This window comes from Flavobacterium sp. JP2137 (genome assembly GCF_050562195.1).
Classification (GTDB): Bacteria; Bacteroidota; Bacteroidia; order Flavobacteriales; family Flavobacteriaceae; genus Flavobacterium.
Window position 1 is genome coordinate 1589614 of the sequence record NZ_CP191647.1, and the last position, 18483, is coordinate 1608096.

Below are 18483 nucleotides of genomic sequence, written 5' to 3' on the forward strand. Positions count from 1 at the left end.
AATTATAAAAGACCCTAAAATCTTTTCGATTTTCAAAAGATAATAATTAATTAGCTTGTAATAAATAAGATTATTTGTTATCTTTCCTTTTATAAATTACACCTAATTTATTAAATTCGCAATCAGCAAAATAAAAAATAAAAAACAATAATTATATGTCAAAAACTGCAATACTAGAGCTTGATGGCAAGAGATATGAGTTTCCCGTTTTCGTCGGATCTGAAAATGAGGTAGCCATTGATGTTGAGAAACTTCGCGCTCTAACAGGAGCCATTACACTAGATCCGGGATTTAAAAATTCGGGTTCTTGCAAGAGTGAGATCACGTATTTAGATGGAGAAGAAGGAATTTTAAGATATAGAGGATATTCCATTGAAGATTTGTCGGCCAACTCAAATTTTCTTGAAGTATCGTATTTGGTAATTTTTGGCGAATTGCCAACGGCCAAGCAATTAAAGGATTTTGAAACCGATATAAGAAAACACACTTTAGTTAACGAAGAGATGAAAGGAATTCTTGATGGATTCCCTAAACACGCCCATCCAATGGGAGTACTGTCTTCTTTAACCAGTGCATTAACCGCTTTTAATCCAAAGGTAGTCAATGTAGAAAGTGACAAAGATATGTACGAAGCCGTTTGTAAAACCATGGGTAAATTCTTGGTGATTGCAACGTGGACCTACAGAAAAACCAAGGGATATCCGTTGAATTACTACGACAATACCAAGGGATATGTAGACAATTTCATGCGTTTGATGTTTGAATTGCCGACAGAGCCTTATGAAATTGACCCGATAGTTAAAAACGCCATCGACAAATTGTTTATCCTTCATGCCGAGCACGAGCAAAACTGTTCTACCTCTACGGTGAGAATGGTCGGTTCTTCACATGCAGGATTATTCGCTTCTATTTCCGCGGGGGTTTCTGCCTTGTGGGGACCACTTCACGGTGGAGCAAACCAAGCGGTGTTGGAAATGTTGGAAGACATTCAAAACGACGGTGGGGATGCTGAAAAGTATTTGGACAAAGCCAAGGATAAAAACGATCCGTTCCGTTTGATGGGATTCGGACACCGCGTATACAAAAACTTCGATCCACGTGCGCGAATCATCAAGAAAGCAGCAGACGAAGTATTGGCAAAATTAGGGGTAGACGATCCTATTTTAGCCATCGCTAAAAAACTGGAAGAAAGAGCTTTAGAAGACGAGTATTTCGTATCGAGAAGCTTGTATCCAAACGTGGATTTCTATTCGGGAATCATTTACCGCGCCTTGGGTATACCTACGGAAATGTTTACCGTAATGTTCGCTATCGGACGTTTGCCAGGATGGATTGCACAATGGAAAGAAATGAGAGTAAACAAAGAACCTATCGCTAGACCACGTCAAGTATATGTAGGAGAAGTGTTGCGTTCTTACAAAAAAATGGACGACCGTTAAACGAAGGCCTTTTTATAAAGAAAAAGTCACCCAATCTTGGGTGACTTTTTTTTTTGGCAGAGGCGCTTAAAAGGCTAATTCGTTGATGCGATGATGCGCTGATTTGCCTGGTTTGCAGTGAATGTGAGATGCCTGCTTTTTTAATTGCCTAATCGTCGATTTACTTTGAATTTCAAAAGATGGTTTTAATGTAAAAATCGAAATATTTTACGTAAACTGGCGTATCCGCGAATAAACAAATCCGCGAATAAGCATAAAAGACAAATCCGCATATAAAAGGCTGATTGATTTAATGTAAAAAAGGAAGTATTCTACCTAAACTGGCAAATCCTCGAATCCGCAAATCCTCGAATAAGCATAAAAGACAAATCCGCATATAAAAGGCTGATTAATTTAATGTGAAAAAGGAAGCATTCTACGTAAGCTGGCGTATCCGCGAATAAACAAATCCGCGAATCTGCATAAAAAGCTGATTTAATGTAAAAATCGAAATATTTTACGCAAACTGGCGTATCCGCGAATAAACAAATCCGCGAATCCGCATAAAAAGCTGATTTAATGTAAAAAAGGAAGTATTCTACGTAAACTGGCGTATCCGCGAATAAACAAATCCTCGAATCCGCATAAAAAGCTGATTTAATGTAAAAAAGGAAGTATTCTACCTAAACTGGCGTATCCTCGAATAAACAAATCCTCGAATCTGCATAAAAAGCTGATTTAATGTAAAAATGGAAGTATTTTACGCAAACTGGCAAATCCGCGAATAAACAAATCCGCGAATCCGCATAAAAGGCTGATGCGCTGATTCGCTGATTCGCCTGGTTTGTGGTGAATGTGAGATTCTTGCTTTTTTAATAAGGCGGATTCACTGCTGCGCGGATTGATTTAATGTAAAAAAGGAAGTATTCTACCTAAACTGGCAAATCCTCGAATAAGCATAAAAGACAAATCTGCATAAAAAGCTGATTTAATGTAAAAAAAGAAGTATTCTACCTAAACTGGCAAATCCTCGAATCCGCAAATCCTCGAATAAGCATAAAAGACAAATCTGCATAAAAAGCTGATTTAATGTAAAAAAGGAAGTATTTCACGCAAACTGGCGTATCCTCGAATAAACAAATCCGCGAATCCGCATAAAAAGCTGATTTAATGTAAAAAAGGAAGTATTCTACCTAAACTGGCAAATCCTCGAATCCGCAAATCCTCGAATAAGCATAAAAGACAAATCCGCATAAAAGGCTGATTGATTTAATGTGAAAAAGGAAGTATTCTGCGTAAACTGGCGTATCCGCGAATAAACAAATCCTCGAATCCGCATAAAAAGCTGATGCGCTGATGCGCTGATTCGTGTGATTTGTGCTGAATTTGAAGTGCCTGCTTTTTTAATAAGGCGGATTCACTGCTGCGCGGATTAATTTAATGTAAAAAAGGAAGTATTCTACGTAAACTGGCAAATCCGCGAATAAACAAATCCGCGAATCCGCAAAGAGACAAATCCTCGAATAAACAAATCCTCGAATCTGCATAAAAAGCTGATTTAATGTAAAAAAGGAAGTATTCTACCTAAACTGGCGTATCCGCGAATAAACAAATCCTCGAATCCGCATAAAAAGCTGATGCGATGATGCGCTGATTCGCCTGGTTTGCGGTGAATGTGAGATGCCTGCTTTTTTAATAAGGCGGATTCACTGCTGCGCGGATTGATTTAATGTAAAAAAGGAAGTATTCTACCTAAACTGGCAAATCCTCGAATCCGCAAATCCTCGAATAAGCATAAAAGACAAATCTGCATAAAAAGCTGATTTAATGTAAAAAAGGAAGTATTCTACCTAAACTGGCAAATCCTCGAATCCGCAAATCCTCGAATAAGCATAAAAGACAAATCCGCATAAAAGGCTGATTTAATGTAAAAATCGAAATATTCTACGTAAACTGGCGTATCCGCGAATAAACAAATCCTCGAATCTGCATAAAAAGCTGATTTAATGTAAAAAAGGAAGTATTCTACCTAAACTGGCAAATCCTCGAATAAACAAATCCGCGAATCCGCAAAGAGACAAATCCTCGAATCTGCATAAAAAGCTGATTTAATGTAAAAATCGAAGTATTCTACGTAAACTGGCAAATCCGCGAATAAACAAATCCGCGAATAGGCCTATGTCTCACAATACTAATTTTTTCAAAACAAGTTGTTTGCTTTTGCTATCTTTGTAAAAATACTTCCTTATGCTTAAGTTAAACGTAAAAAATGAAACTGCTCGACTGCGGACAGTGGTCCTAGGAATTGCTACAAGCAATGGACCCACACCTTCAATAGATGAAGCTTATGATCCCAAGTCATTAGAGCATATTATAGCGGGGACTTATCCCGTTGAAAAAGATATGGTTGCCGAAATGGAAGCCTTTGCTCGTGTTTTTGAAAAGTACGACGTAGAGGTGCTGCGACCGAAATTGATTACCGACTACAATCAGATTTTTGCCCGCGACATCGGATTTGTCATCGACGACAAATTTGTCAAAGCCAACATACTTCCCGATCGCGCGCGCGAGTTAGAAGCCATCCAATACGTTATCGATCAAATCGATCCCCAAAACATCATATCAGCACCAGAAGAGTTTCACATGGAAGGTGGCGATGTGATGCCTTGGAGCGATTATCTGTTTGTCGGTACCTATAAGGGAAGCGACTATAAGGATTATATCACGGCGCGTACCAATATGCAAGCGGTACAGTTTTTAAGAGAGCAGTTTCCCAATAAAATCGTCAAGGAATTTGATTTGGTCAAGTCCAAGATTGAAGCCCGCGACAATGCCTTGCATTTAGACTGTTGTTTTCAGCCTGTGGGAACCGATAAGGGAATCATCTACAAAAGCGGTTTTAGAGAAGAAGCCGATTATATGTTTTTGGTCAATTTATTTGGAAAGGAAAACCTCTTTCATATCGATCGCGAAGAGATGTATAACATGAACTCCAATGTCTTTTCGATTTCTCCTGAAGTAGTGGTATCCGAACGCAATTTCACCCGTTTAAACAATTGGTTGCGCAGCAAGGGATTCACCGTAGAGGAAATTCCCTATGCCGAAATCGCCAAACAAGAAGGATTGTTGCGCTGTTCGACCTTGCCGTTGATCAGAGATTAAGAATTAAAGTAATCAAAACATAAAAACATGAACCAAACGACCCAAACGATACTGATGATCCGTCCGGTGGCCTTTCGTATGAACGAGCAAACGGCGGTGAATAATTACTATCAAAAAGTTTTAGACCACACCACTCCGGCAACGGTAAATGCCAAGGCGCAAGCGGAATTTGATGCTTTTGTCACCAAATTGCAAGCGGTAGGTGTGGAAGTGATTGTAGTCGATGACACCCTAAGTCCAGACACGCCAGACAGTGTGTTTCCGAACAACTGGATCTCCTTTCACGAAAACGGCGATGTGGTTCTATACCCGATGTTTGCGGAAAACCGCAGATTGGAGCGCCGCGAAGACATCTTGGATATACTCGAAGAAAAGGGCTATCCCACTAAAGACATCATGGACTATACCTCGGCAGAAGAAGACGGGATTTTCTTGGAGGGAACGGGAAGCTTGTTGATCGATCGCGAAAACGAAAAGGTGTATTGCGCCTTGTCGCCAAGAGCCGATGAGGAGTTAGTCATCGAATTCTGTGAGGATTTTGAAATGGATCCGGTAATCTTCGAAGCCTATCAAACCGTAAATGGCGAGCGTAAGCTCATCTACCACACCAATGTGATGATGTGTATAGCCGAAACCTTTGCCGTTATTTGTGCCGATAGTATCGACGACAAACAAGAGCGCAAAATCGTTTTAAACCACTTAAAATCTTCGGGAAAAGAAATCATTACCATTACCGAAGATCAGGTCAATAATTTTGCGGGCAATATGCTGCAAGTTCGCGGAGCCAATGACGAGCGTTTCTTAGTGATGAGCACCTCGGCATACCAGAGTTTAACGCCTCAACAAATCAAGGCCATTGAAAAACACGGACCGATTATTCACAGCAGTTTAGACACGATTGAAGCCTGTGGCGGAGGAAGTGCACGTTGTATGATGGCCGAAGTTTTTTTGCCTAAAGTATAGGTCCCCAGTGGGTCAGAATCAAAAAGCGGAGCTGTTGCTACCGCTTTTTTTCATGTTTATAAGTTGCTGAAAATTTATTGATAATTTTTACTATTTAAATCTAGTATAAATAAAATTAATACATATATTTGCAATTAAGAATAAGTCTAAATAAGAAAGACTCCCTGTTTTATTATTAGAAGAAACTTTAAGAAGAACTATGTTGATCAAAAATATTTTTAGCGCTGGATTTTTAGCTGTATTAGGACTACAAGCTCATGCACAACAGAAAGACAGTATATCTACCATAAATAATCCTTTAGGAGAAATTGTCATTTCCGGTCAATTTAGCCCTCAATCGGTTGATAAGTCCATCTATAACGTCAAGGTAATAAGCAGAGAAATGATCGATAGGCAAGGTGGAAACAACCTAGCCGACGTATTAAATCAGACCTTAAACATCAATATTATTCCCAATGTTGCTACGGGAAAATCCACGGTAAAGCTCTTTGGTTTGGGAGCGCAATACTTCAAGATTTTGGTCGACAACATTCCCTTGATCAACGAAGAGGGATTTGGAACCGGATCGGATTTAACGCAAATCAATTTGGACGACATCGCTCAGATTGAAATCGTCGAAGGTGCCATGGGTGTGGATTACGGAGCCAATGCCGTAACGGGAATTATCAATATCATCACCAAAAAGAGCTCGCAATACAAATGGGAAATCACCCCGAGTGTACAGGAGGAAAGCGTGGGTAACGAATACAACTTAAAAGACCAAGGCCGACACATTCAATCGATAAAGGTAGGACATAAAATATCCGATAATTTGTTTGCCAATGTCTCCTATACCCACAACGATTTTAAGGGCTTTTGGGACAACCGCAAGGGGCGTTATCACACGCTGGCCGACGGAGCCAGAGGTCATAGCTGGTTGCCTAAGAACCAACACAACGTCAAGGCCTTATTGAATTATTACAACGATCATTATCGGGTGTATTACAAATTTGAATTTTTCGACGAAACCATGAAAGACTTCAATGCCATTGTACACGACAATTTTGATGCGCCAACCGCTACGTCAGATCCTTATGCCAATGATGCCATACACAATCCACGTCGTTTTTTCCACTTGCTCAATGCATCGGGACGCGTAAGAGATGCCTTTAACTTTGACGCCTCCTTTTCGTTTCAAAAACAAGAAACAACGGTAGACAACTATCAGTACCATATTCTATACGACGAAAAACAAGAACGAAAAGAATTCGTTACCGAAAGCCGTGAAGGTTTTTACTCCAAGGGATTGTTTAGCAATTTTATCAACAACGACAAATTTGATTTTCAAGCCGGTTATGAAATCACCCAGCACAAGGGGTATTCTTCCTCTCTACAAATCAGATTGGCAGATCAGATCATTTCGAAAACCCTAGGTAGTTATGACTTTTTTGCCTCGTCGGAGATTAATTTAAGCAATCGATTTTCACTTCGTCCTGGTTATAGAGCCATGATGTCCAATTTGCTGCCTACACAACATGCGGCGAGTTTAACCGCCAAGTATTTGTTCAATCAGGGGTATGAGTTGCGCGGACACTTGGGCATGTCTCCGAGATTGCCCAATTTTGAAGAGCTCTACACCTATATGGTCGACGTCAATCACGACATCCAAGGAAATGAAAACCTCAATCCTGAAAAGGCTTGGAATGCCTCTTTGAATTTAAAGAAAAACTTTATCGTAGACGGGACTTTTGAAATGGAAAACAACTTTTCATTGCGTGCTTTGGTAGTCCGAGATTTGATCGATTTGATACAGATGGAATCCGCTCCTAAGGATTACAAATATGAAAACGTCGATAAATATGAAAATTACAGTTTTACCTATAACAATGTCATGCGCATCGATCGTTTTACAGCCGGAATTGGCTTTACCTATGCCGGTACGATTAAGGAAGTAGTTAGTTCGCCCAAAGGTGAAACCGACAAAATGCTGTTTTCCGGTCAGCTCAATGCCAATCTGGGATATGAATTACCGAAGACCAATACCGCTTTTTCCCTGTTTTTTAAATATAACGGACCCGAGTATAAATATGTCCAAGCTACCGCGCTTGCACCGGTGGATCCGTCTAAACCCTTTGTATATATCAAGGGAAAACAAAATCCTTATGCCCTGTTAGACCTTACGGTCCGCCAGCCATTCTTGGATAGAAAGTTTAGCGCGACCCTGGGGGTGCGCAATCTGTTAAATGTCAAAGAAACCAAATCAAGCACTTCTTCCTCAGAAGCACATGCTGCTGCTGCATCCACGCAGTTGTTGGCCTACGGAACCAGTGTCTTTTTAAAAATACAATATTTCTTAAATATTAAGTAAGATGATTAAGTTTTGTAAAATAGCCGTTTTAGTTTTTGTGGTAATTCTAGGACTTTCCAGTTGTGAAAAAGAGCCTAAAGGCCAAGAGCGCGTATTTGTCGTGGCCTTTGACCAGAAATTTACCAGTTATTCCAACATTAGAGATGAGGCTAAAATCGATTTGGTGTTTTCTAAAGCAGCCGATTTTGACGGCATGCTCACCATCCGGTTAAGCGCTAAAAATGCCGAGTACCAAACCGATTTTACCACCATACCGCGTATAGACAACAACAGTGAATTTCAAGTGCCCATTAAGGCCGGCACAAAGAGTACGGAGTTCATCTTTAAAAACTTGATTTATCCCTTTGATCGTGAAGATAAGGTCATACAGTTTGAAATCGTAAATGTAGACTATCCAGATACCTTTCTCCTACAAGGGAATACGCGTACCATGGTTTCATTTGCAGCTTCTTTGGGCGGGACCATAGCCCCGGAAATCGGCGGACCTAGTCAGGCGTTTCAAGTCTATGTCGAATTGAGCAGTGGTACTGTGAAAGAGGTCGCTAGAACCTCTTGGGAACTGGCTTTTTCCAGCGAAGCCGATCGCGTTAAGATCAACGGCTCCATTTATATGGCCGCAAAAAAATTGGATACCAACGATATCGATCAAGTCAGACAGAGTCAAGTCAGCGGTTTTTTTTCCGAAGTAGCTGTGGGTACCTTTGATCCGGTCAATGAGAATTATGTCGATGCGCCCTCTGGCGATGTCACCAAGACCGCCATAGCCGAAATCAAGGAAAACGATGCGGAGAACGCCGTTTATCTGATCAATATGGGCTTTGAGCCCGGGCAGTTGGCAAATCCTGCAGGTGCAGATGTAGCCGGGGAAAAACGCGGTTGGAAAAAAATACGAATTTTAAAGCGCCAAGACGACTACCTCTTGCAGTATGCCAATTTAAACGACAGCTCGCATAAAGAAGTCCGCATCAAAAAGAATCAAGCCTATAATTTTAGTTTCTACAGCTTGATTGCCGAGTCTGAAGTATCGGTGGAACCCACTAAGGAAAATTGGGATTTGAACTTTACCGTATTCACCAATGTCATTGCGGGCAATGGCTCGTATGGGTATTCCGATTTTGTTAGCAACAATACCAGGGGGAATTCCCGGGCTTATGCCGTAATCGTTACCGGATCAACTCCTCAGGATTTGGCGGTAAAATTAGAGCAAGCCTATGCCGACGTACAAGTAGACGACAGCAAGCTTTCCAATGACCAACGCGTTATTGGTGCCGAGTGGAGAGATGTTTTTACAGGACAGGCATTCAAAGACCGATTCTTTGTATTAAAGGATGCTAAGGGCAATTATTATAAAATAAAGATGATTTCCATGTTGAACGAAAAAGGACAACGCGGATATCCCAAATTTGAGTATCAATTAATTCAATAATATTTTATGAAAAAATCTTTACATATTCTCGGATGGACACTGTGGTCATCCTTGGCGTTATTTGCTCAGAACGGGCAAGAACGCACCGTAGAAGTCAATTCGGAAGCCGGTTATAAAAAAACCGCTTTTGTCAAATTACAAGACACTCAGGCAGGGGCTCAAGTGAGCTATATCAACGACAGCAGTTGGGATTTAGCCTTTAAAAGAGACGACAATATGGATAAGGGCATCCGAGTAAACATGTCTAAGTTCGGAGCCATTGAAGTGCGAGAAGCCGCTTCGGACTTGTCCGAGTGGGAGGCAATCAGCTATTCCGACAACAGTCAAACGAGCATGCCGTTGTTGTATAACTCCAACGACTATATCTTTCAAGGAGCGCTAGACAACGGCTCGGCCAGTCAAAATATGGGACCCAACGGAACCTTGCACATCGGATGGGGAGAATATCAAATGTCCGATCATTCCATCCGTGGAAATCGAATTTTCTTGTTGAAATACAGCGCTATCAAATACGTCAAGATGTACGTGCTAAAGTACTTGGGCGTTTATACGATTAAATACGCCATTTCAGATGGAACAGGCGGATGGCAAGCCGATCAGCAAGCGGCAATTGACAATGCGGTTAATCCGAACAATTACTTGAATTATTTCTCGTTCGAAAATCCGACGAACAGCACCACCACAGTAGTGGAACCCGCAAAAGACCAATGGGACTTTTTGTTTACCAACGATTACGACCTGGTACCGGGAACGGATATTTATTATTCTTACGGCATGATTTTGCAGAATCCCAAGGCTGCGGTTGCCGTTACCACTAGCGGCAATACCGATATGCCGGAAGAAATACATTATAGCGAAGATTCCAACGCCATCGGTAAAGATTTTAAGGTGTTGTCTGGATATAGCTATGTGCCCTCGACGAACAATTACTTCATCAAAACCGAAGGTGGCGATGTATACCAAATCAATTTTGTGACTTTTGAAGGTGCGAGTACGGGAAAATTTTCCTTTACCTATAAAAAAGTGGGCCGACTATCCTTGGAGCAGCACAGCGATCAAGTGAAATTCGACATCGTTCCCAATCCAACGGTAGACAAGCGCGTTCACTTGATCTATGAAGTGGGTACTGAAGGACGCAGCGCTATAGCCATCTTTAGTTCAACGGGTGCCTTGGTATACGAAAATCAGTTGAATGCCGCTTCGGGCTTATACGAGCACAGCATCGATATGTCGCGATACCCAGTAGGTGTTTATATCGTTAAAGTCAATACGGGAAATCAATCACAAACTAAAAAAGTGATTTTAAAATAAAAATGCAACTGCAAATAGGTTTATTTGTTGTTCATTGAGTTGTTAGTTTATTTTTGTTTAAGAACTCCGCATAGCGGAGTTCTTTTTTTTGAAATGCACCCAAAAGCAGTATATTATTCTTTTTTACTTTTTGAGTATGCGAAATCGCTAACTCCATATAACCTATTTTCTTACAGTTATTTATGTTAAAGTTTGTATAATGTTTTTTTATTCGTGTTTTATTGATAATATTTGAATAAATATTTAATCTTCTTGCGTAAAGTGCAATTTTAAAAAATGACAAAATCAAAAACAATCCGAAAGTATCCCGCCAATAAGGGAAATTACTTTATGTTTATTGTGGTATCCTTGGTATTACCACTCTTGTATATGTGGCTGCTGAGCTTTCAATTTAAAGAGCTGATTCCCTATAGTTTTATCGCCTTTGTACCCTTTTTATTTTTGTTGTGGATCTATTGTTCTACGAGTTACCACATCACCAACGGACAAATCTATTACCGTTCGGCTTTTGTACGCGGCGCCTTTGCCATTTCCGATATTACGGAAATCGAATGGGTAAACCGACCAAAAGACGGCGTTCGTCCGGCATTGGCTTCTACGGGTATCGCAATCCATTACGGCCAAGGAAATCGCGTGTTTTTGGCACCGATGCAACCCAAATATTTTGTAAAGACCGTTTTAAAAAGCAACCCCGCCATAGTAGTCACGCGCAAACGAATTACTTCTCAATACTAAAAGCAAAGGATTTTCGTTATATATTAGTGCTTTCTGCGAATGCCGACGCAAAGATTCGCGCAATCGCGTATAAAAGTGCCGCTAACGGGTTGTGCATGACCGTCCTAAAACCTTAAATTGTCAATGAGATTTAAATTAATCCTTCTGCTGGCCCTAATCGGTACGGCTTCTTGGGCTCAAACCAAGCCGGAAAACAAAACCGCCACCCTGATTAAAGTGTGGGGGTTTCTAAAATACCATCATCCACAAGTGGCCACCGGATTACTGGATTGGGACGGCGAATTTATGGACAAGCTCCAACGGATCGAGCAGAGCAGCAGCAGCCAACAGCAAATGCAAGTCTATTTGGATTGGTTGAGTCAATTGCAAACGCCAAAACCCTGCCACAGCTGTAGCGCCATTTTGCCAACGGCCTATCCCGGCAATGCCCAAATAGATTGGAGCACCACCGAACTGACGACCGAAGTGCAAAACCAATTAAACCTCATTTTTCAAAATAGAAATACCGAAAAGAACTACTACGTTCAGTTTCATCAATACACCCAATTACCGCTGTTTAACAACGAGCGTCAAATAGCCGATCAGTCCCTGCCCAATGCCGCGCAGCGCTTGTTGGCCTTGGCCCGATATTGGAATGCCGTTCGGTATTTTTACCCGTATCAGCAGCTGCTCGCCCAAAACTGGGAAGCGGTATTGCTCGAGGCCATTCCCACTATGGAATCGGCCACAACGGCTTTGGAATACCAGCTGGGTTTGGTAAAAATCAACAAGCAATTGGACAACAGCAGCGCTTTTGTCGCTTCTGAAGTGCTATTCGAAAAGATCGGGCAGAAAAAAGTGCCCTTTAAGATAGAAAAAGTACGGGAAAAATGGCTGGTCGCCCAATCGGAAAACGATTCGCTAGCCCGTCTGAGTGCGCTGCAACTGGGCGACGAATTGCTTGAAATCGACGGGGTTCCCATAGCGGAGCTCGCGGCGGAAAAAGGAGGTTGGATATCGAGTTCGAATCCGCAAAGCCTACAATTGTCTATAGCGGCTACCTTGCTCAACGGCGCGGAAACGGTTGTAAAACTCCGAGTGCGCCGAGGCAACGAGACCTTGAGCATCGAACAAGAGCGCTTTGTTATCCGCGACTACTATTGGGACGATTACGCTCAGCAAAGGGAGTATCCGTGGCTATCGATTGACGAGAAAACCCTTTGGCTATCCGCCCGGGATTTGGAGGTCGAACAGCTAACGGCCTTACATCGCGCAGCCGTAGGCAAGCGCAACCTGATTGTCGATTTGCGCGATTATCAAATACCCGCGGGCTTTAAATTGGCGGAATACTTGGTGCCTCGCGCCAAGACCTATGCGCAGATGATCGAGCCGAAAATCGATTTGCCCGGAAATTTTAATGTGGTGGCTCGCAAAACAGAGATTCCCGCAATCAAAAGATATTTTACCGGACTGATCTACGTGCTGGTCGACGAAAAAACCAGGGGCCAAGCCGAATTAATGGCAATGCTCCTCAAGGGCAGCGACCGCGTTACTTTGGTCGGTAGCACCACATCGGGCACAGTCGGTTATCCGACAAAATTGGTCTTGCCCGGAGCCGTCAGTGTTTTCTTCACCGGTATAGGCGTTCAGAATCCCGATGGAACCGAAGTGCAACAACTCGGACTACAACCGGATGTTGCAGTGGATTTGGGAGAAAGCTGGACCAGTGAAAAACAAGCGGCAAACCAAATTCTCGAAGCGATTCCAAAACCACAGTAAAGTCGACTAAGCCTTTCATAGATTATAATATATAAAATTTTTCAACGTGCAGCAAGTCCCCTCGGGCTTGCTGTTTTTTTTGCTTGCGATAATCGCATAACCATCAGACCAAATACGCGATGGTTTTCAATAGGGCGCGGCTAAAGGCCCATTCTGCTACCGGCAAAAGGTGAGGGGCAGAGGGGTATGGCGACAGCCACAGACAGGCAGGCGATTTTAAGCGGCGACTCGTAAAAACAACCCAAAAGGCTAGTAGATAGTGTAAGAGACACTTAAGGGAATACGGAATTCTGTTTAAAAGTAAAGTGCTATTGCGAAATATGTTGTTTAATGTTAAATTATCGACACTTTATATTAAAATTTGATTTACTATCCTCTTTTAATGCGGTATTTCGAGTAAATAATGTTATTTTTGTTTTTTTACGAAATATCACCCCTAACTTAACTCATTTATATGCAGACAAAAAACTTTTTATCTAGGAACTTTAAAATTGATTTGCCCATTTGGACGCTCCTATTTCCCATATTAGCCTTGTTTTTAATCAGTATCAAAGGGTTTTTTCCCGAATCCAGCATATTTCTGATGGTTTTGGGCGTGATATTGATTTGCGCGGTGCTGTCGGCAGTCCACCACGCAGAAGTTGTGGCACACAAGGTAGGAGAGCCCTTTGGAACCATTATCTTGGCCTTGGCCATTACGGTGATCGAAGTGTCTCTAATCGTGTCGATCATGCTCTCCGAGGGCAACGACCAGCCTTCCTATCTCGCTAGAGATACGGTTTTTGCAGCGATCATGATTATTTTAACCGGTATTATTGGAATTTGTCTCTTGGTCGGCGGCGTTCGCTATCGCGAACAAAACTTTATCAAACAGGGGGTGAGCACCGCCTTGATTACCTTGATTGCCATTGCGGTACTCACCTTGGTTTTACCCAATTACACCACCACCCAAGCCGGCAACAGTTATTCCAACAGCCAATTGATATTTGTCGCTATTATTTCCCTGATTTTATACGGCGGTTTTATTTCGGTACAAACCATCAGACACCGCAATTACTTTTTGCCAGAAGAAACCGAAAAGACAAACGACTCTTCCGAACTGCACGTGGCCCCGCCCAATACCATAACCACGGTCTTGGCTTTGGTCTTGTTGTTGATCGCCTTGGTCGCGGTCGTATTGCTGTCCAAAACCCTATCGCCAACCATCGAAGCCTTTGTCGTGGAAATAGGTGCGCCTAAATCGCTAGTTGGTATCATTATTGCTACGGTTATCTTATTGCCAGAAGGGGTAGCGGCTTACAAGGCCGCGCGTAAAGACCGCTTACAAACCAGCTTAAACCTGGCTTTGGGATCGGCCTTGGCCTCGATCGGACTCACCATTCCCGCCGTGGCTGTGGTGTCGTATTTTACCGGAATGACCGTCGGACTGGGTATAGATGCCAAATCGACCCTATTGCTTGGTCTGTCGCTGTTTACCGTGTATTTATCGCTAAACTCGGGTCGTACCAATATACAGCAGGGAATTGTACTTTTGGTTCTATTTGCAACCTATCTCTTTACAACTGTAGTGCCTTAATACGCATTTTGCCATAACCACTGTTAAATAGTGGGCGTTAAATTTTAAAACAGGCGGTAAGCCTGTTTTTTTTGTGCTATTTTTTCAGAAAAGTCATATATATTTTATATATTACCTTTATACTTCATTGCTTTTAGCGCGCTGTTTTGATAACCATTAAAAAGGAATTAACTATATGAGTGAGTTGGAACTCAAATTAGAGGAGGTTAAAAATTTATATAACAAACTTCAATTTATTGAAGAAGACCAGGAGGTGTCGGATGTGGAGAAGGCTGATGTGTTTACTCAGAATCAACGCCTGTCCGAGCAAATACTCACGGCCTTAAACGAGGTATTGTCTCGAGATGAAAAGCATTTAGAAGCCCTTTTTTGGAAGGTTAAAATTTATAACGGCCCGTATTTTAACGATGTGTCGGTCATGTTGGAAACAACAGAGCAAATTTTGGATTGGACCGAAGATCGCGAGCAAAAGGTCGAGGCCTACGATTGGAAAGCGTGGATTTATTCCGAAAAACTCGAAATGAAAGACCGCGCCATTATGGCCTTGGAAGACAAACTCATCGAAATTTCTCAAATTCAAAACAAACGGCCTTATCAGGATACCGAGTTTGGGGAAACCTACTACCGCTTGGCCACCATTTATGAGCAACTCGACAAAGAAGAGGAGGCAGCGGCCTATTATCTGTTGTCGCATCAGCATACCCCCAATCACTTTTACCAAAGTTATTACGGCGGGCGTTTGTTGCTCAAGCTCAACCGCTTGGACGACGCTTTTTTGCTGTTAAACGCCTATCACACCTATTATCCCGGTGAGGCTTGCATCGTATTTGCCAAGGAAATTCAGCTTTTGTATGAGGCGGGTAAATTGGAAAAACACTGGAATCTATTTCGCTTGTTTTTCAATATCGGTATGGAGTTTTTTAGCGAATTTGACGCCGCCTCCGTTAGGGAATGGGGACAGCGATTTTTGCCTTATATCGTAGCGGAAGTCGATCGACATCCCGACAATGCCTTGGCGTGGCGCATGTATGCCAGTCATTATTTACTCATCGAAAAAAACAGCAAAAAAGCCTATGAAGGCTATTCGCAGTATTACCATATCGTGCAGGAAATACGCGATTCGCTCGCGAGTACCTACATCATGCTCTGCGACAAATTAAAAATACCCTTAGACAATTTTGACTACCGCATGGAATTCGACGGTCATAACGGTTATGCCATTCACTTGGCCTTATTGGAAAAGGCTACCGATTTGTCCGACCGGGATGAACGCGATAAAGCGATTTATTTCTATGAGCTCGCCGCTTTTTACGGCAAAAAAGCCTATACGGCTTTTGACGCGTATTTTACCCACGGTATCGGTGCGGCTAGCAATAACAATCCGCATCAATTTGCCCTGTTGTGCAACAATTTGGGCGTGGTGATTAAAACGCTGATGGAACTCAAAGACGCGGTCGATATAGACGAAGCCAAATTCGCCATAGCACTGCATAAGCGGGGCTATGAGTTGTCGCCCTTTTGGGAAAACCTCTCGAGCGGACTCGCCCTGTGTAGCATAATCAAAGACTATAAACAATTTGAGGTGTTTTCTGCGCAGTTGCTCACCTATTACGAACCCTATTCCATCAATTGGTTTAACGTGCAGTACCACCAATTAAAAGCCTTTATCGATTGCGATGACCTGTTGCGCGCGGAAGCGCTGTATGGCGAACTCAAGGAGGGCTTTGAACAAAGCGGCGACGAAGACGAGGATAAGGTCAGCGAAATGATTGACATCGCCCTGGAATTTATCACCTTCGTCCGCTTCGAGCGCAAAGATTATCACAAGGCCATCGAATTGGTCAATGCCTTCTTCGAAGATTCGGTCTACGTCCGAATGCAAGAGGAAAAAGCACAGCTCTATTGGTGGTATAACCTGGGTTGGGCCTATTACAAATTGGGCGATTTGGAAAATGCCGGGCGCTATTTTAGCCAGATGAACACCCAATATGGCACTAGCGAATCCTATCAATCGACTTTGCAAGACATACCCGTTGAATTTGATCGCCAGGTAGACGCGCTTAAAACCACGCAAATCAAAGAGTTTTACCGGAAGCGACAAGACAAGGTTTTTGACTTTCCCATCACGGACAAGACCAAAGATCACGAAGGCTATTTGCGACAGCTCATCGATAGGTTTGTTCCGCAAGACGAGGAAGAAGCAGAGGCGTGGATCGAAGAGCAAATTCACGTGCAATTTATAGGCAAAACACAGCGAGAAGCACCGGATTCCCAAACGGCCGATTCGATTATGGATTTTTACTTCTCCGAACAAAACGTAACCATACGCTTTAATCTGGTGGAATGGGAAGAAAGCAAAAAAGGCTTTCTGGGCTGGGGTACAAAAACGGTCAAACGCAGTAAGATGTACGTGCTTTTTTACCACTTCAAAGAAGAGGAAGAGCACACCCTACCGATCGATTTTGATTTGGAATCGGAGTTTTATCAGCGCAAGGCCCAATATTTATGGAATCAATGGGCGACAAATATCGTCAGCGTCCATGAAAAAGGAGCCTGATTAGGGGCGAAGTAGGGAAAAAAATTCCCCTGAGTGTTTTAAAAACGCACAGGGGTATTGATATTTATTTTAAAGTTTTCAGGGAAAAGTTGTATCGGTTGAATACTAAACTTTTATAGGAATAATCAAAGAAGTCAGGTAACGATTTGGTAACGGTGCTTATTGCTTTGCTTTTCAACGTGTTTCCGTTAGCTCATAGCAAATATACAAAATTTATTTCTCTCAAATTCATACAAAGATTTTTATTACCCTATTACATTTGATGCAATAGGGTAATAAAAAAAGGCTTAACAAAAGCCTTTATAAGTTGGGTAAATAGAGCAAACCTATCTTCTTTGTTTTGACACCTCTATAAATCTTTATCCATATATTCTTCCAAAGAGAATTTCAGTTGGTCTAAAAATGCGGTTCGGGAACCTGCACGATATTTCATTCGATGGAAAGAATTATGTAAATCCCCCAAGGTAATCTGAAACAGTCTTTCTAAAACCAAACTGATTTTTCGTATTCCTACTTTACCATAGGAAAGAGAACCATTCGCATACAGCGCATAAATCAGTTCTATTAAGGCATTTTTGGTGTCCGTCCAAAGAATACCATCAGATGTAATATCCCTTGCAGAAAGTGAGCCTGCTATTTCATCATCGTTGATTTTTTGGAGTATGTAGGTGTAGAGTAGCTCGTTAGCTATTATACGAGCCACTTTGTTGTCATAATAGGTTGAAAACAGTGGGTCAATTTCAAAAACAAAACTGTTCAGACCGTCGTGGAAATTAATGTTGCCTAACCTAAAGTAGGTTTCATCACGGTCGGTTCTTCCTGAACGATAATATCTGTAAAAATCTGAATTATAGATATGCTCCCTGTATTACTGTTTTAATTCCTGCAATTGCTCTAAAAAATAACTCGCGTACATTTTCCCTCCGTCAACGGGACAAGCTGTCTGTATGCGGAATATCTTATTGTGATAAATGAGTTTGGAAAGAATGTACGGTTTAATGTTACGAAAGAAATTGATTTCCTCCCAATGGTTTTTGAAGCCTTGCTTTGTAATATCCTCTCTTATCGACCATAAGTATTCTTGCAGATATATAGTCATTTGATATGCTTCATCAATGATATTGGGTGCAGACAGCGAGATAGCATTTTCTTTTCGCTGTATCTCCGAGATAATATGATTTAATGAAGATGCCATTTTCTGTTAGTTTCTTTATTTTTAATCACTACTGA

10 protein-coding genes and 1 pseudogene are annotated in these 18483 nt (G+C 41.9%); 10 read left to right on the top strand and 1 reads right to left on the bottom strand.

The features are described 5' to 3' along the window. Positions 1–155: 155 nt before the first annotated feature. The 10 genes from ACQZ43_RS06855 (at position 156) to ACQZ43_RS06900 (ending at position 17253) form a co-directional block, all read left to right on the top strand. Positions 156–1439: a citrate synthase gene (locus tag ACQZ43_RS06855; protein ID WP_430615223.1), complete on the top strand. Its 1284-nt coding sequence runs from the start codon at positions 156–158 to the stop codon at positions 1437–1439. 2226 nt (positions 1440–3665) lie between these two features. Further along, complete coding sequence (locus ACQZ43_RS06860; protein ID WP_430615225.1) at positions 3666–4580, top strand: dimethylarginine dimethylaminohydrolase family protein; 915 nt, start codon at positions 3666–3668, stop codon at positions 4578–4580. 27 nt (positions 4581–4607) lie between these two features. Further along, positions 4608–5543: a citrulline utilization hydrolase CtlX gene (gene ctlX, locus ACQZ43_RS06865; protein ID WP_430615226.1), complete on the top strand. Its 936-nt coding sequence runs from the start codon at positions 4608–4610 to the stop codon at positions 5541–5543. Between the two features lie 199 nt (positions 5544–5742). Next, positions 5743–7890: a TonB-dependent receptor plug domain-containing protein gene (locus ACQZ43_RS06870; RefSeq protein ID WP_430615228.1), complete on the top strand. Its 2148-nt coding sequence runs from the start codon at positions 5743–5745 to the stop codon at positions 7888–7890. Position 7891: 1 nt separating this feature from the next. After that, a complete protein-coding gene (locus ACQZ43_RS06875) occupies positions 7892–9316 on the top strand; it encodes an HmuY family protein (protein WP_430615230.1) in 1425 nt (474 codons plus the stop codon). 6 nt (positions 9317–9322) lie between these two features. Next, on the top strand, positions 9323–10627 hold the full coding sequence (locus tag ACQZ43_RS06880; protein ID WP_430615231.1) for a T9SS type A sorting domain-containing protein: 1305 nt from the start codon (positions 9323–9325) through the stop codon (positions 10625–10627). A gap of 276 nt (positions 10628–10903) precedes the next feature. Continuing rightward, positions 10904–11362, top strand: a complete 459-nt coding sequence (locus tag ACQZ43_RS06885) for a PH domain-containing protein (protein ID WP_430615233.1) — start codon at positions 10904–10906, stop codon at positions 11360–11362. Positions 11363–11485: 123 nt separating this feature from the next. Beyond that, positions 11486–13120 carry a S41 family peptidase gene (locus ACQZ43_RS06890; RefSeq protein ID WP_430615234.1) on the top strand — a complete coding sequence of 545 codons (1635 nt, stop codon included), beginning with the start codon at positions 11486–11488 and terminating at the stop codon, positions 13118–13120. 454 nt (positions 13121–13574) lie between these two features. Then, positions 13575–14696, top strand: coding sequence for a calcium:proton antiporter (locus ACQZ43_RS06895; protein ID WP_430615235.1), 1122 nt, complete (start codon positions 13575–13577; stop codon positions 14694–14696). Between the two features lie 175 nt (positions 14697–14871). Beyond that, on the top strand, positions 14872–17253 hold the full coding sequence (locus tag ACQZ43_RS06900) for a tetratricopeptide repeat protein (RefSeq protein WP_430615237.1): 2382 nt from the start codon (positions 14872–14874) through the stop codon (positions 17251–17253). 349 nt (positions 17254–17602) lie between these two features. Here ACQZ43_RS06900 and ACQZ43_RS06905 read toward each other — a convergent pair. Further along, positions 17603–18448, bottom strand: a pseudogene (locus tag ACQZ43_RS06905) (RteC domain-containing protein). Positions 18449–18483: the final 35 nt, after the last annotated feature.